Origin of the sequence: Asanoa sp. NPDC050611 (assembly GCF_040654855.1) — a bacterium.
Lineage (GTDB): Bacteria > Actinomycetota > Actinomycetes > Mycobacteriales > Micromonosporaceae > Asanoa.
This window is the reverse complement of record NZ_JBFAIU010000194.1, coordinates 1-14,274: the sequence shown is the minus strand read 5'-3', so window position 1 is coordinate 14,274 and position 14,274 is coordinate 1. Positions and strand designations below refer to the sequence as shown.

Below are 14,274 nucleotides of genomic sequence, written 5' to 3'. Positions count from 1 at the left end.
TCGTGGCGGCGCTCGGCGGCGGAATCGTCCGTGACCTGGTGGTCGACCAGAACCCGCCACTGGCCTTCGACGACTGGCGCTACGCCGTTGTGGCAAACCGCGGCGCCGGCCGAGCGCCATCACCTTGGCTGCACGAACACGCCGCGGTTCGGCGCGGATCTGGCCGCGGCTTCGATCGGTCATCGAGTCGACCCGTGACCGCGCCCCGCGAACAGCCGTCGGTGTTGAGGTGGCCGTGCCCAGCGCGGAGGTGGTGGCTGGCGGGAGCGACGGTCCGGACCACCGCGGACCCGAGCAAAATGCCAGATTTACACCAGTCGGCGGTCAGCAGCCCAGCGGGACAGCTCGTACCGGTTCGACATCTGCAGCTTGCGCAGGACGTTGGACACGTGCGTCTCCACCGTCTTTATCGAGATGAAGAGCTCTTTTGCGATCTCCTTGTACGCGTACCCGCGCGCCAGTAGGCGCAGGACCTCGCGCTCGCGGTTGGTGAGCTGGTCGAGCTCGGGGTCCGCGACCGCCGTGTCGGAGCGGCTCGCGAAGGCGTCCAGGACGAAGCCCGCCAGGCGGGGGCTGAAGACCGCGTCCCCGTCGGCCACCCGGCGGATGGCGGCGGCGAGCTCCTCAGAGGAGATGGTCTTGGTGACGTAGCCCCGGGCGCCCGCGCGGATCAGGCCGATCACGTCCTCGGCCGCGTCGGAGACGCTGAGCGCCAGGAAGCGGACCTGCGGGTGGGTCCGGCGCACCACCTCGAGCACCGCGCGGCCGCCGCCGTCGGGCATGTGTACGTCCAGCAGCACGACGTCCGGCTCCAGCGCGCTGATCCGGCTCACCGCCTCGGCGACGGTGCTGGCCTCGCCGATCACGTCGACCCGGCCCGCCAGCTCGGCGCGGACGCCGGCTCGGAACATCGCGTGGTCGTCGACGACGAAGACCCGCAACGCCTGCGGTGCGTCGGTCGGCGTGGCGTTCTCGGTCATCTGGGGCTCACCTGTCCTTGCTGGCATTGGTCGTCATGCGGGCGATCGGGAGGAAGAGGCGCACCTCGGTGCCGGTGCCGGGCTCGCTGCGGATCTCGGACCGGCCGCCGTGGCGGGTCATCCGGCCGATGATCGAACCGCGCACACCGTGCCGCGTGTCTTCCACTGTAGAGGGGTCGAAGCCGGCGCCGCGGTCGCGGACGAAGACGCTCAGCTGCTCCGGCTCGGCCTCGGCGTATAGGGAGACGGTCTGCACCTTGGCGTGCTTGGCCGCGTTGACCATGGCCTCCCGGGCGGCCGCGACCAGCGCGCCGACGCGTTCGTCGGTCTCCCGGTCGCCGACGACCACGGTCTCCACGGTGATCGCGAAGGTGTCCTCGACCTCGGCCGCCGCCTGCTCCAGCGCGGCCGCGAAGCGCTCCGTCGGCGACGCGGTCGGCTTGTAGAGCCAGTTGCGCAGCGACCGCTCCTGGCCGCGGGCCAGCCGCTGGACGACCTTGACGTCGCCCGCGTTGCGCTGGATCAGTGCGAGCGTGTGCAGCACCTGGTCGTGCACCATGGCGGCGACCTCGGCGCGCTCCGTCTCGCGGATCCGGCCCTCGCGCTCGGCGCGGAGCTGGTTGAAGGTGCGCCACAGCGCCGGGCCGGCGACCACGGCGACGCCGAACAGGCCGACCAGCGCGAAGATCACGCCGTTGACGACGGCGCCGATGTTGCCGGCCGGCGCGTAGACCGCCACCACGCCGATGATGCCGGTCGCGACCAGCACGCCGCCGCCGATGAAGCGCAGCAGGAAGGCCCGGCGGTCGCTCTCGTCGACCACGGCGCCGAGCCACGGCATCTGTGGCAGTGTCTCGCTCCACTGGCGGCGCCGCTCCGGGTCGGACTGGTGCCAGATCACGCCGGCGCCGACCGCGACCAGCGCGATCAGCCAGCCGCCGGTGGCCGCGGCGCCGACCGAGTTGAGCAGGAGGCCCTGGGAGATCAGCACGCCGAGGCCGATCAGCAGGAACGGGATCACCTGGGCCCAGCCGCGGCGGGGCTGGTCGGCGGCGGTGCGCGGGCGCTGCGGCAGCACCGCCCAGAACGCGGCGTAGAGGAGCAGCCCGAGCCCGCTGAACCCCAGCAGCAACACGAACGCCACGCGCACGCGGGTGACCGGGACGCCGAGGTGCTCGGCGAGCCCGGTGGCCACCCCGGCGACCATGCGGTTGTCGCGGGCGCGGTAGAGGCGCGGTGCTGCGGTGGGTGCGGTGATGGCGAAACTCCTTCCGGGTGGTACCGATCGTCACACGCACAGCCACCCCACGGCCACGGGGAGGCCCCCTAACCTGCGGCGCCGGATTTCTCAGGGTGGGCTCAGGGTCGGTTCCGGAGGTCGCTCGGGCGCCCGCACCGCCAGTATCGACGCTATGACCGAGACCCCCGACACACCGGCCGGCGGGCGCCCGGCGGACGAGGCCGCCGCGCCGCCGCCCGGACCACCGCCGCCGCCTCCGCCCGGCGCCGGCACCGCGACCGGCACCTCGGGTTTCGCCACGCGGTACGGGCTGACCCGCCCGCACAGCGGGCGCTACCTCGCCGGGGTCTGCGCGGCGATCGGCCGGGCCACCAACACCGACCCGATCCTGTGGCGGGTGCTGTTCGCCGTGCTGACCGTGTTCTTCGCGGTCGGCGTGCTGATCTACGTGACCGCGTGGCTGCTGATCCCGGCCGAGGGCGACACCGCGTCGCCGATCGAGGCGGTGCTCGGCAAGGGGCGCTCCAGCATGTCGCCCGTGACGGCGATCATCCTGGGCGTCGGCTGCACGGTGCTGTTCGGCTTCCTCGTCACCGACGCCTTCCGGGCCTTCGTGCTCGGCGCGGCGATCCTGATCGGCGGGGCGCTTCTGCTCAACCGCAACCAGCGGGTGGGACCGCAGCCGGTGCCGTCGGGGGGCGTGCCGGCCGGCGAGCGGTTCACCTGGTCCAACGTCTCGCCGTGGGCCGGGAGCGCGCCATGGCAGTCGACGCCGACGGAGCAGCCGACGCAGCCCGTGCCCGCTCAGGCGCCGGCCGCGCCGCCGCCGGTGGCGGTCGACGAGCCGACCCAGGCGTACGGGCAGCCGGCGCCGACGCAGCAGTTCCCGCCGGTCACGGGCCCCTACCCGCCCCGGCCGCAGCCGGGCTACCAGCCGCCGTTCGCGCCCCACGGGCCGTACGGCGGACCACCGCCGCCGCCACCGGCGCCACCGCGACCGCCGAAGCCACCGAAGCCCCCGAAGGAGCGCTCGGCGCTGGGCGCCGCGACGTTCTCACTGATCTTCGTGGCGATGGGCGTCGTGGCGATGCTCGACCTGCTCAACGTGATCCGGGTGCGGCCGACGACGTACTTCGCCGCCGCGCTGCTCACGATCGCGCTCGGCCTGCTGGTCGGCACCTGGCTCGGCCGGGCCCGCTGGCTGATCGCGCTCGGCCTGGCCGCCGCGGCCGCGCTCGGCATCTCCTCGATCGCCGAGTACCAGGTCGACCACGACCGGATCGGCCGGCGCGACGCGGTCTGGGAGCCACGGACGATGAACGAGCTGCGGCCGAGCTACCGGCTGCCGTTCGGTGACGCCCGGCTCGACCTGACCAACCTCGACTTCGCGGGCCAGACCAAGGAGGTCGACGTCAACCTCAACGCCGGTGAGCTCGAGGTCAGGGTGCCGGACAACGTCGACGTCGTGGCCGACGTCAACATCGACGCGGGCGACGCGCAGGTCTTCGACCGCTCGGCGAGCGGGTTCGGGCAGTCCACGACGGTCGAGGACAACGGACTGGACGGCGTCGGCGGCGGCACGCTGCGCCTCACGATCCACGTCAACACCGGCCGGGTGGAGGTGTCCCGATGAAGCCGCACCGCACCGACCTGCTGTCCCTGACGTTCGCGGTCATCTTCCTGGCGATCTTCGGCTGGTGGGTGTTCGCCCAGCTCGTGCACGTGAAGGTGCCGGCCGCCGGCTGGTGGGTCGCGTTCGGCCTGATCCTGCTGGGCCTGCTGGGCCTGATGGGCGCCATCCGGTCCGCACGCAACGCCAACGCGGCCCAGCGCTCGGCCGTCCCGGCCGCTGACCCGGTCACCGCGCCGGAGCTGGACCCGGAGCCGGTGACCCTGCCGGATCTCGGCGAGCCGGTCTCGGCACCGCCGCGCGGTCAAAGCCACGAGTAACTGAGCGCGGCACCTATGCTGGCCGGTGGAGGTTTGTCGCCTCCGCCGGTCAGCGCTGTTTTGTCCTGATACCGACCCGTCGAGGAGCCAGCCCGAAATGACCGCCTCCCCCGCGCACATGTTCGGTGAGCGCGCCGCGCGCACGCTCACCGCCGAGCTCGCCCGCCACGCGGCCCCGAAGACCGCCCTGGTGGTCGGCGCGGCGCCCGGGTCCGAGGTGCTCCGGGCCGCGTTCGACGCCCTGCTACCGGGAGACGCGCTGGTCGTCACCCCGGGCGCGGGCACGACCAGCGCCGACCTGCGCGCACACGTGCACCAGCAGGGTCAGTGGATCGTCGACCGCGTGCGGGTGGCCGAGTCGGTCGGTGAGGCCGACCCGGCACAGGTCGTGATCGTCGCGGAGCCGCTGACGGGGTCCGCCGACGACACCCGGGCGACGATCGACGGGCTGGCGAAGTACCTGGCCGACGGCGCGGTGCTCGCGCTCGCCGCGCCGGCGCTGCCCGGCTTCACCGGTGGCGCCGCCGCGGAGCTCGACCGGCAGGCCGCGCTCTTCGGCGTCGGCTCCGACCTGGTGCTGGCCAACCGGCCGCCGGTCCGCGTGCACCGGCTGCGCTTCTCCCCCGCCGAGGCCGCCGCGGCCGAGCAGCTCGCGCCCGCCTACCGGCCGTCGAGCGTCCCGCTGACCCGCTCGATGCACATCGACTCCAACGGCGTGGTCGCCGCGGGCATCGCGCTCGGCGTGGCCGCGTTGACCCGGCGGGCCCGCCCGTCGTCCAAGCTGTGGCTGATGCCGGCGCTGGCCGCGCTGCCGGTCGCCGCGTTCTTCCGCGACCCGGAGCGGGACGTGCCGGAAGACCCGTCGGCCGTGGTCGCGGCCTCCGACGGCAAGGTCCTCTCGGTCGAGCGGGTGACCGACGAGCGCTTCGGCGACAGCGAGTTCCTCCGCGTCGCGGTGTTCCTCTCGGTCCTCGACGTGCACGTCAACCGCAGCCCGGTGGCCGGCAAGGTGGTCGACTACTTCGTCACCGACGGCGGCTACGCGGCGGCGATGAACCCGGCGGCCGAGCACAACGTGGCCGCGTACACAGTGCTGGACACGGCGCGCGGCACGGTCGTGGTCGCGCAGCGGACCGGGCTGATCGCCCGGCGGATCGTGCAGCGGGCACCGGTCGGCGCCCTGCTGGCGCGCGGCGAGCGGTTCGGCCTGATCCGGTTCGGCTCGCGGACCGACGTCTACCTGCCGGCCGGCACCGCGGACGCGCTGGTCGCTCCCGGCGACCGGGTGGTCGGCGGCTCCTCGGTGATCGCGCGCTGGCGTTAGTCCGCACCGCGGGCGGTCAAGGCGTCGGCCAGGTCGTCCGCGTGTTTCAAAGTCATGATCAGCAGGGGTACGACGAAGGCCAGCGGCGCCAGGGGTACGCCCCGGGCCCGCTGAGCCTCGCGGATCTGGGCCGCGTAGCCGGCGATGACCGGGATCGTGGTGATGGTCATCGAAAGCATCAGCGCGACGCGGCCCGGGTTGACACCTAGCCGGCGCAGCGGCGTGAGGGCGCGCTCGATGGCGTCGACGATCCGTTCCGTGCGGGTCGTCAGGGTGACCAGGTTGGCCATGAGGATCACCACGACGACGCGGGCGACGTTGGCGGCCACCGTTTGCCAGGGCAGGAAGAACACCTGGCCGATCGCCACGATGACGACGACCCAGCGCAGCCGCCACGCCTCGCGGGCGAGGTCGGCCGCCCCGAGACCCGCGACCACGTAGCCGGCGCCGACGGCGGCGATCGTCACCCCGAGCAGCCATGGGTTCGGCGGCGCGAGCGAGATCGCCAGGGCGAGCGCCATGGCGGCCAGCAGCTTCGGGCCGGCGGGCAGCCGGTGCAGCACGCTGGTGCCGGGCCGGTACAGCGAGATCACGCCTGGTCCTGGTCGTGCTCGTACGAGGCGATGACCTTGTCCGGGTCGCCGATGTCGATCAGCCGACCGTCCGCGAAGCGCAGCGCGATGTCGCACCGGGCGGCGAGCTTGAGGTCGTGGGTGGCCAGGACGAGCTGCTGCGGCATCTCGTCGAGCAGGAAGCGGGCGATGCGCCGGCTGTTCGCCGCGTCCAGGTAGGCGGTCGGCTCGTCGGCCACCACCAGGCTCGGCTCGCCGATCAGCACCGCCGTCAGCGCGAGCAGCTGCTTCTCTCCACCGGAGAGGGTGTGCGCGGGCGCGTCCGCGTACTCGGTGAGGCCGACCCGATCAAGCGCGGCGGCGACCCGGTCGCGGATCTCGGCGCGGGACAGTCCGCGGCCGCGCAACGAGAACGCCGCGTCCTCGGCGACGGTGGGCATGATGATCTGCGTGTCCGGGTTGCTGAACACGAAGCCGACCCGGCGCCGGAGCTGCTTGGCCTGGCGGACCGGGTCGATGCCGTGCACCCGGACGTCGCCGGTGGTCGGCGTGACGAGGCCGTTGAGCGTACGCGCGAAGGTCGACTTCCCGGATCCGTTTGCGCCGACGACGGCGATCCGCCGCTGGTCGAGGCGCACCGTCACGTCCCGCAGCGCGACCCGGGCCGGGAACTCGACCGTGACGGCCGACAGCTCGATGTCCCTCACCGGACGACCTCGAACAGGGCGGCCACGCCGAGCCCGCCGCCGACGGCCGCCGTGGCGAGGCCGCGCGTGCCGGCCGGGGCGCCGGCGCGGACCAGGCGGCTGAACAGGCGGACGACGCTGACCGCGGCGCTGGCGCCCCACGGGTGGCCGAGGGCGAGTGCGCCGCCGTCGGCGCAGACCCGCGGGTCGACGTGCGTGTCGCTCGCGAGGCCCAGCCGGGTCAGCGCGGCCAGCGCCTGTGCGGCGAAGGCCTCGACGATCTCGATCGCGGCCAGGTCGGCGAGGGTGGTGCCGGTGTCGGCGAGGAGTTGCTCGACCGCCGGCACGGGGCCGAGCCCGGGCAGGGCGGGATCGCAGCCCACGGTGGCCGCGGCGACGAGGGCGAGGCCGGCTCCGGCGTCTTTCGCCGGCACCAGCGCGACCGCCGCGGCGCCGTCGCTGTCGCGGCAGGAGTTGCCGGCCGTCAGCGTGCCGCCGTCTTCGGCGTCGGGGAACAGGGCCGGGAAACGGCCGAGCATCGATTCGATCCGCTTGCGGGGGCCGCTGTCCGCGGTCGCGCCGGCCAACGGGACCAACTCGGCTTCGAAATTCGTGTGTACGGCCCGGCCGTGGCTGCGGGCGGCGTAGGCGTCCTGCCGCTCGCGGCTGATCCGGTCCAGGACGGCCAGGTCCTGCGCGGCGCGGACCATGTCGGGGTCGGGGTGGCCCGGCGGCGCGAAGGGTGCGCGGGCGTAGGCGACCCCGTCGGCGATCCGGGTCGGCGTGGTGGAGCAGCTCTCGACGCCGCCGGCGATCCGGAGCCTGCGGTCGCCGGCGCGGATCGCCTCGGCCGCCGTGATGATCGCGGCGAGGCCGCTGCCGCACTGGCGGTCGATGGTCATGCCGGGCACCGCGTTGCCGAGGCCAGCGGCAAGGGCGGCGACGCGGGCGATGTTGCCGCCCGGTCCCATGCAGTTGCCGAGCACGACGTCGCCGACGGGTGCGTCAAATTTCGTGTCGTCGAGGCAGGCCCGGATCACGGGCGCGGCCAGCTCGGCCGCGGTCAGGTGGGCGAGGGCCCCGCCCTTGACCGCGATGGGCGTACGCCGGGCGGCGACGACGACGGGCGTGTTCGGCTCAACCAATTCGATGCACCCGGCCCTCGATCGCGTCGTGGCGGATCCGCTCCCGGGCCGGCTTGCCGGTGGCGGTCCTGGGCAGCTGGTCGGTCCAGAACCAGCGGCGTGGGCGGTGGCTGCCGGTGAGCAGCGAGCCGGCGCGTTCCCGCAGCTCACGGGCGGTGGGCGGGGGCTGGCCGGGTGCGGTCTCGATGACGGCCGCGACCAGCTCGCCGGCCCGCTCGTGCGGCAGTGCGAAGACCACCGCGTCAGCGATGCCGTCGATGCCGAGCAGGGCGGCTTCGACGTCCTCGGGTACGACGGTGGCGGCGGCGGTCAGGATCGCGCCGTCGCTGCGGCCGCGCAGTCGCAGCGGGCCCGGTGCGTCCGCGACGAGGTCGCCGACCGTGCCCCAGCCGTCGGCGTCGCGGCGGAACGGGCCGTCGGTGGTGCCGAGGTAGCCGTGTGCGAAGTAGGGCGAGCGGACCCAGAGGATCTCGGCGTCGGTCCTCAGCTCGACGCCGGGGAAGGGGCGCAGGCCCTGGCCGTCGGGGTCGACGGCCACAAAGGACAGTTCGGCGGCGCCGTAGTAGCTGATCACCTGGATTCCGGCTTGCTCCGCGCGTGCCCGCAGATCCGGATCGAGGCGGGCGCCGCCGATCAGCGCGACGCGTACCCGATGCGGGGTGTTGGTTTCCAGAACGTCGCGCAGGGCGTAGGGCGTGCCGTGCAGGACGGTCGCGTGGGTCAGGTCGGCCTTGGAGACGCTGTGCGTGCGGGGCAGCAGGATGGTGGCGCCCAGGTGGCGGGCGTGTGCGGCCGAGAACATGGTCACCGAGGAGACCAGCGGCGACGGCAGGTAGACGACGTCATGCTTGGTCAGGACGGTGAGCCGCTCGACGGCGGCGAACGAGGCGGCCCAAGAGGCGGCGGTGCGGACGATCATGCGCGGCGCGCCGGTGCTGCCCGAGGTGAAGGTGCCCCAGCCCATGCCGGGTCGACGGTCGACCGCCTCCGCGCGTTGCTTCAGGTCGGTCCAGTAGGTGTCGTCCCAGCGGTCGTCGCCGACCAGCGGCACGCCGCCGGCCTGGTGCACGGCCAAGGCGGTGACCAGTGCGGTCACCCGGTCAGGGTGGCGGATCGGCACGACCTGGCCCGGCTCGATGCCTGCGGGCGTCGCGCGTTCGATGCGCTCGTCGAGTTCCGCGGCGGTGAGGACGGTGTCGCCGTGGATCAGGCCGCCGGTCACGCCCTGGTCCGGGTGGGATTGCCGAAGGCACGGGGGTACGCGCGCCACAGCGCCATCGTGATGATCGTGGCGGCCACGGTCTTGAGCAGGTCGCCCGGGAGGAAGGCGGCGCTGGTGACCGCGGTCCTGCCGATCGAGAGGCCGGTGACCATCGACTGCACCGGGATGCCGATCGCGTAGACGACCAGCGCGCCGCCGACGAAGCAGCCGAGCGCGGTGCGCCACCAGACCGGCCGGCGGCCGCCGAGCCGGACGATCAGGCCGACCACGAACGCGCCGAAGATCCAGCCGATGAGGAAGCCGGCGGAGGGGCCGACGAAGACGCCCGCGCCACCGCGGCCGCCGGAGAGCAGCGGGAGCCCGGCGAGGACGAGCACGAGGAAGATGACGACGGCGGTGGCGCCACGCCAGGCGCCCAGCACGGCGCCGGCGAGCATCACGCCGAGCGTCTGCGCGGTGATCGGCACGGGCCCGCCGATGGGTATGGCGCCCGGGAGGCCGAGGACGGCGAGGATGGCGGCGAAGACCACGATCCGGGTGACGTCGCGCGTATCGAACCTGTCCATCGACTCCCTCTCTTGAACGCCGTTCACCTGAACACCGTTCTCCTGAACGGCGTTCACTATAGTGGTGGGATGCCGAGATCGGATAGCAGCGGTTATGTCCGAAACACCCGCGACGACGTCGTCGCCGCGGCGCTGGAGATCCTCGACCGCCAGGGTCTACCCGACCTGACGATGCGGCACCTGGCGAACACGCTGGGAGTGGCGGCGAGCGCGCTGTACTGGCACTTCCCCAACAAGCAGTCGTTGCTGGCGGCGGTGTCGGACCAGATCATCGCCGGGGCGCGGCTCTCGTCGCGGTCCGCTGCCGACTGGCGCGACGCGGTCCGGGCAGAGGCGTCGGCGCTGCACGACGCGCTGCTGGCCTTCAAGGACGGCGCGGAGGTGGTCTCCAGCACGCTGGCGCTGGGGTTGGGGGCTGCTGAGCTGCAGCAGCGGTTGGCTTCGGCGATCGGCGGGGGCGGGTTCGACCCGCGGACCACGGAGCTCGCCGCGGAGACGATGGTCCACTTCATCGTCGGGCACGCTTTCCACCGTCAGCAGCGCATGCAGGCCGACAGCCTGGGGGCGGTGGCGGAGGAGCATTCGCTGGACCATGAGGATCCGGCGGCCCAGGCGCCGCAGGCGTTCGAGCTGGGGATCACGCTGTTGGTGGCCGGCTTGGAGGCCCAGGTCCGGCCGCCTGTCCAGGCTCGCTGAGCGCGGGCCGCAAGCCTTCACGTGACTTCGTAGAACTCTCTGGTGAACCTTCGCGGCTCCGCTCGGTACCAATCAGCGTGGGACTCACCAACTGGCTGCGCGCGGTGCGGCAAATGCTTGGGCTGGGCGTGAAGCGGCCCCCGCGGGATCCGGCAGGGGCCGCGTAGGTCGCGCGTTCGGGTCAGGCCGTGTGGCGTTGACGCAGCCAGAGGAGGGGGCCGCTGGCCAGGTAGGCGATCACGACCGCGAAGAAGGTCGCACGGATGTCCAGCAGCGCGCCGACCACCGGGACCAGGAGCAGCCACGGCGGCAGCTTCACGAGGCGGGCCAGCTTGGCGTAGGGGAAGCTCGAGACCATCGCGAACGCCAGGAGGGCGACGCCGGCGACGACGAACGTGCCCGAGACCGGCAGGCCGATCAGGACCGCGAGGGCCAGCACCGCGGCGGCCATCGTGGTGGGCACGCCGCAGAAGAAGCGGCCGTCCTTCGGGCTGACGTTGAACCGGGCCAGGCGGATCGCGGCGCAGCCGGCGACCAGCGCGCAGGCGATGGCGGCGCCGGCGGTCGAGACCGTGCCGTGCAGCGACGCGTACACCACGACCGGTGCGGCGAGGCCGAACGAGCACATGTCGGCCAGGGAGTCCATCTGGGCGCCGAACGGGCTGGCCACGCCGAGGCGGCGGGCGAGGATGCCGTCCAGGCCGTCGAAGACCACGCAGGCCACCAGGCAGATCGCGGCGATCCGGACGTCGCCCTGCATGGCCAGGAAGATGGCCAGCAGGCCGAGGCCCAGGCTCGCCAGCGTGCAGCCGTTGACCAGCGCGAACTTCGCGCGCCGGGCGGCCGTGCGCTCACCGGGCAGCAGCGGGATCGACATGCCGACAGCCGGGGCCGCCTCGCTGGGGCCTACCGCGGGGCTGATCGGCGCGATCGCCTGGATCTCGCGGATGGCCAGCGGATCGACGGTGTGGCTGTCGGGATGCACCAAGGTGACCCGCGAACGCCGGCCGACCCGCACGCGCAGGACCTGCCGGGCCAGGGTGCTACCGCCGCGACGCAGGCCGTACCACCGGCGACCGCCGGGGCGCGGGCTGTCGAAGGCGAGCCGCGGACTATCGATGGTGCTACGCCGACGCCAAGGGGCTCTCGGCACGTGGTCCTCCAGGTCCGGGGATCGGATTTCTCCGCCGCCAAGATCGAACGACCGCCCGATCTTGCGGTCTACACCATCGCACAGATGGGGCTGATTGGCGAGAGTCGTACACGGTCCAATCGGATGAACCGGCACGAACGCGACAGTCTTCACTTAAACGGCATAGCCGACGGTTTGAGCTCTTGGCCCAATCACCGAGTATACGGCCTAGGCGGCAACATTGGTGATTTGTGCCGTCTGCGCAGCTCAGCGGCCCCATGCCGGGATCGCCTGCGCGGCGACATCGGTGAGCGTCAGCCCCGGCACCTCGGCGCGGGAGAACCAGCGTGCGTCAGCCGTCGATCCGCCGACCTCGGCCACCCGCGGCTCGGTGGCCACCGGGACATCGACGCGATACGTGACCCGCACCGCATGCCAGTCGATCGGATAGCCCTCGGGCCCGAGCGCCCGCGGGTTGCGGTGGTCGGACACCGACAGCAGCTCGACGATCTCGCCGGCCTGCCCCGACTCCTCGGCCAGCTCGCGCAGCAACCCGGCCGCCGGCTGCTCGCCGAAGTCGGTCCCGCCACCGGGCAGGTGCCACTTGCCGGCACCGGGAAAACCTTCGGAGATCTTCGTCAGGAGTACGCCGCGCGGCGAGGTCACCAGCCCATAGGCGGCGAACCGCTGCCCCCGGTCGGCCGGCAAGGGAGGTGGTGACGGCCGCCGCCCGAGCGGATGCGGCGCGGCGAAGTCGAGCGGGACCACGGGCTGGCCGAGGATCTCCGCGGTGAACGGCATGAGCCTTAGGTCGGCCAGCTCGCGCACGGCCACCCAGGCGACCTGGTCGCTGGTCCCGGCCACCTCGTGCCGCAGGATGCCGCGGCGCACGCTGACCTCGTACACGATGAGGTCGAAATGCCAGGCGAAGTCGATGTCCCACAACTCACGCACGGACGCCATCGCGGCGATCGGCCGCCCGATCTCGATCTCGAGCCCGGTCTCCTCGCGGTACTCGCGCACCAGCGCGTCCGCGGGCGACTCCCCGTGCTCGAGCCCGCCGCCGGGAATCTGCCAGACGCCGGGGAAGTCGGACGCGTCCGAAGACCGGGCAAGCAACACCCGACCGCCATCCCGGCACAGCCCGTAGGCACCGATCCGCCGCCGCCGCTCCATGATCAGAAGATCTTACTGACGGGTACGCCCCGCCCGCGCCGCACCGGGACCGCCGGGAGCGGTTCGACGCGGCCCATGCCCGCCACCGCGACTACGTCGCCAGCCATCCGATGCGGGTTGGGTCGGGTTCCGCCGTCGCGGCTACTCAGGGAAGGCGGCGCGGACCGCGTCGGCGGTTACTTCCGTGATGGCGGATTCCGGGAGGCCGCGGACCTCGTCCACCGGGAACCAGCGGGCGTCGTCCGTGGAGCCGCCTACGTCGGCGACCTTCGGGGCGACCGGGTTGTCGACGGCCACGCGGTAGAAGGCGCGGACGCCGTGCCAGTCGATCGGGTAGCCCTCCGGGCCCAGCGACGCCGCGTCGCGGTGGCTCGCCACGCCCAGCAGCGACACCAGGCGGCCCGACTGGCCTGTTTCCTCGACCAGTTCGCGGAGCAGGGCCTGGCCCGGCTGCTCGCCGAAGTCCGTGCCGCCGCCAGGTAGGTGCCAGCAGCCCGCGCCCGGGTAGCCCGCCGCGACCCGGGTCAGCAGGATTCGGCCGGCCGGGTCGAGGGCCACCGCGTACGCGGCGAAGCGCTGCGCGCGGTGCAGGCCGTCGGGGCCCGGCGCGGCGTAGAAGGAGGGGAAGTCCGGGGTCTCGTCCGGGCGCAGGTCGATGGTCGCCGGTGGCAGGCCCAGCGCGGTGGCCGTGAACGGGCGCAGGGGCAAGCCCTTGGCCTCGTCCAGGGTGTGCCAGCGGGCCAGGTCCGTCGGTTGGCCGACCCGGTCGACCAGGGTGCCGCCGCGGACCGAGGCGGCGTAGATCAACCGGTCGGTGTGGATCGTGACCCCGCGGTGTGGGAGGGCGCGCATGTCGGCCAGCACGTCGCGGAGGCCGGTCACCGTGATGGAGAGGCCGGTTTCGGCGGCGGACTCGCGTACAACTGTGTGGTTGGGATCCTCACCATGATCGACAGCGCCGCCGGGGAGGGACCAGGCGCCCGGGGTGCCGGACCGGGTGGATGCCCGGACCAGGAGCACGCGGCCGCTGCCGTCGGTGCAGACGGCGTAGGCCGCTATGCGGCGAACCGGTTCGAGCGCGGGGGTCACAGAGGGAGATTCTTCCCGAATCACTCGACACCTCCGGGGCTGGAGTCGGATTGCTGACACTTGATCACCCGCAGGGGTCCAGATTCAGGGTAAGGCTCCGGGCGGTACCCGAGGTAGAACCGTCCTGTCGGGTGGACCGTAGAAGCATGACGACGAGCGCGAACCCACCGTACAAACAGCTACGCCGAACCACCGACGACAAGATCATTGCAGGCGTCTGCGGCGGCCTCGGCCGCTACTTCGGCGTCGACCCGGTGCTGATGCGAGTGATCTTCGCGGTCACCGTGGTCCTCACCGGCGGCCTGGCGCTGCTGGCCTACCCGGTGCTGTGGTTCCTGATGCCGGAAGAGCCGCCCGGCGCGGCGTGGCACGGCGGCGGCGCGTCCGCGAACTGGCAGACCCAGACCCGCGGCGTAGACGAGCATGCCGAGCACCAGGAAGGCGATCGGCATCGACAGTGGACGGCGCTCGAGCACGCGCGGCAGCACACCGGCCA

The 14,274-nt window shown here is 73.0% G+C and carries 14 protein-coding genes and 2 pseudogenes; 6 read left to right on the top strand and 10 right to left on the bottom strand.

All coding sequences use genetic code 11. The features are described 5' to 3' along the window. Nucleotides 1–86: pseudogene (locus AB0H87_RS26250) on the top strand (TRIC cation channel family protein); the annotation flags it as partial. A gap of 222 nt (nt 87–308) precedes the next feature. On the opposite strand, the gene AB0H87_RS26245 reads toward AB0H87_RS26250, so the two are convergent. After that, entirely contained in the window at nt 309–980 is a 672-nt protein-coding gene (locus tag AB0H87_RS26245; RefSeq protein WP_360150870.1) for a response regulator transcription factor, read from the bottom strand. 7 nt (nt 981–987) lie between these two features. Next, a complete protein-coding gene (locus AB0H87_RS26240; RefSeq protein ID WP_360150876.1) occupies nt 988–2,238 on the bottom strand; it encodes a PspC domain-containing protein in 1,251 nt (416 codons plus the stop codon). A gap of 154 nt (nt 2,239–2,392) precedes the next feature. Here AB0H87_RS26240 and AB0H87_RS26235 point away from each other — a divergent pair, with 154 nt between their 5' ends. The 3 genes from AB0H87_RS26235 to AB0H87_RS26225 all read left to right on the top strand — a co-directional run bounded on the left by AB0H87_RS26235 (nt 2,393) and on the right by AB0H87_RS26225 (nt 5,494). Next, nucleotides 2,393–3,853, top strand: a complete 1,461-nt coding sequence (locus tag AB0H87_RS26235; protein WP_360150867.1) for a PspC domain-containing protein — start codon at nt 2,393–2,395, stop codon at nt 3,851–3,853. After that, nucleotides 3,850–4,170 carry a hypothetical protein gene (locus AB0H87_RS26230; protein ID WP_360150864.1) on the top strand — a complete coding sequence of 107 codons (321 nt, stop codon included), beginning with the start codon at nt 3,850–3,852 and terminating at the stop codon, nt 4,168–4,170. Before AB0H87_RS26235 ends, AB0H87_RS26230 begins: the two co-directional genes overlap by 4 nt. A gap of 97 nt (nt 4,171–4,267) precedes the next feature. Further along, nucleotides 4,268–5,494: a phosphatidylserine decarboxylase gene (locus AB0H87_RS26225; RefSeq protein WP_360150861.1), complete on the top strand. Its 1,227-nt coding sequence runs from the start codon at nt 4,268–4,270 to the stop codon at nt 5,492–5,494. Here AB0H87_RS26225 and AB0H87_RS26220 read toward each other — a convergent pair. Genes AB0H87_RS26220 through AB0H87_RS26200 form a run of 5 tightly spaced genes read right to left on the bottom strand, consistent with a single transcriptional unit; the run spans nt 5,491 to nt 9,685 of the window. Next, complete coding sequence (locus AB0H87_RS26220; protein ID WP_360150858.1) at nt 5,491–6,087, bottom strand: energy-coupling factor transporter transmembrane protein EcfT; 597 nt, start codon at nt 6,085–6,087, stop codon at nt 5,491–5,493. The two genes, AB0H87_RS26225 and AB0H87_RS26220, sit on opposite strands and share 4 nt — an antisense overlap. Continuing rightward, nucleotides 6,084–6,773, bottom strand: a complete 690-nt coding sequence (locus AB0H87_RS26215) for an ABC transporter ATP-binding protein (protein ID WP_360150855.1) — start codon at nt 6,771–6,773, stop codon at nt 6,084–6,086. Before AB0H87_RS26215 ends, AB0H87_RS26220 begins: the two co-directional genes overlap by 4 nt. Further along, on the bottom strand, nt 6,770–7,897 hold the full coding sequence (locus tag AB0H87_RS26210) for a thiolase family protein (RefSeq protein ID WP_360150852.1): 1,128 nt from the start codon (nt 7,895–7,897) through the stop codon (nt 6,770–6,772). Before AB0H87_RS26210 ends, AB0H87_RS26215 begins: the two co-directional genes overlap by 4 nt. After that, on the bottom strand, nt 7,890–9,119 hold the full coding sequence (locus AB0H87_RS26205; RefSeq protein WP_360150849.1) for a fatty acid--CoA ligase family protein: 1,230 nt from the start codon (nt 9,117–9,119) through the stop codon (nt 7,890–7,892). The genes AB0H87_RS26210 and AB0H87_RS26205 overlap by 8 nt, the downstream gene beginning before the upstream one ends. Next, nucleotides 9,116–9,685, bottom strand: a complete 570-nt coding sequence (locus AB0H87_RS26200) for a biotin transporter BioY (protein WP_360150846.1) — start codon at nt 9,683–9,685, stop codon at nt 9,116–9,118. Before AB0H87_RS26200 ends, AB0H87_RS26205 begins: the two co-directional genes overlap by 4 nt. A 69-nt stretch (nt 9,686–9,754) precedes the next feature. Here AB0H87_RS26200 and AB0H87_RS26195 point away from each other — a divergent pair, with 69 nt between their 5' ends. Continuing rightward, nucleotides 9,755–10,381: a TetR family transcriptional regulator gene (locus AB0H87_RS26195; RefSeq protein ID WP_360150844.1), complete on the top strand. Its 627-nt coding sequence runs from the start codon at nt 9,755–9,757 to the stop codon at nt 10,379–10,381. A 181-nt stretch (nt 10,382–10,562) separates the two neighbouring features. On the opposite strand, the gene AB0H87_RS26190 is transcribed toward AB0H87_RS26195, so the two are convergent. From AB0H87_RS26190 to AB0H87_RS26180, 3 genes are all read right to left on the bottom strand, one after another. Then, nucleotides 10,563–11,441: a CDP-alcohol phosphatidyltransferase family protein gene (locus AB0H87_RS26190; protein ID WP_360150873.1), complete on the bottom strand. Its 879-nt coding sequence runs from the start codon at nt 11,439–11,441 to the stop codon at nt 10,563–10,565. A 339-nt stretch (nt 11,442–11,780) separates the two neighbouring features. Next, entirely contained in the window at nt 11,781–12,689 is a 909-nt protein-coding gene (locus AB0H87_RS26185; protein WP_360150841.1) for an NUDIX domain-containing protein, read from the bottom strand. 141 nt (nt 12,690–12,830) lie between these two features. Next, nucleotides 12,831–13,778: an NUDIX domain-containing protein gene (locus AB0H87_RS26180; RefSeq protein ID WP_360150838.1), complete on the bottom strand. Its 948-nt coding sequence runs from the start codon at nt 13,776–13,778 to the stop codon at nt 12,831–12,833. Between the two features lie 146 nt (nt 13,779–13,924). On the opposite strand from AB0H87_RS26180, the pseudogene AB0H87_RS26175 reads away from it, so the two are divergent. Further along, a pseudogene (locus AB0H87_RS26175) lies at nt 13,925–14,179 on the top strand (PspC domain-containing protein); the annotation flags it as partial. Nucleotides 14,180–14,274 lie beyond the last annotated feature (95 nt).

What these genes read in the sequence shown, in the direction of transcription:
- AB0H87_RS26245 (WP_360150870.1), bottom strand. Translation starts at nt 980, where the DNA reads ATGACCGAGAACGCCACGCCGACCGACGCACCGCAGGCGTTGCGGGTC.
- AB0H87_RS26235 (WP_360150867.1), top strand. Translation starts at nt 2,393, where the DNA reads ATGACCGAGACCCCCGACACACCGGCCGGCGGGCGCCCGGCGGACGAG.
- AB0H87_RS26230 (WP_360150864.1), top strand. Translation starts at nt 3,850, where the DNA reads ATGAAGCCGCACCGCACCGACCTGCTGTCCCTGACGTTCGCGGTCATC.
- AB0H87_RS26225 (WP_360150861.1), top strand. Translation starts at nt 4,268, where the DNA reads ATGACCGCCTCCCCCGCGCACATGTTCGGTGAGCGCGCCGCGCGCACG.
- AB0H87_RS26200 (WP_360150846.1), bottom strand. Translation starts at nt 9,685, where the DNA reads ATGGACAGGTTCGATACGCGCGACGTCACCCGGATCGTGGTCTTCGCC.
- AB0H87_RS26195 (WP_360150844.1), top strand. Translation starts at nt 9,755, where the DNA reads ATGCCGAGATCGGATAGCAGCGGTTATGTCCGAAACACCCGCGACGAC.
- AB0H87_RS26185 (WP_360150841.1), bottom strand. Translation starts at nt 12,689, where the DNA reads ATGGAGCGGCGGCGGCGGATCGGTGCCTACGGGCTGTGCCGGGATGGC.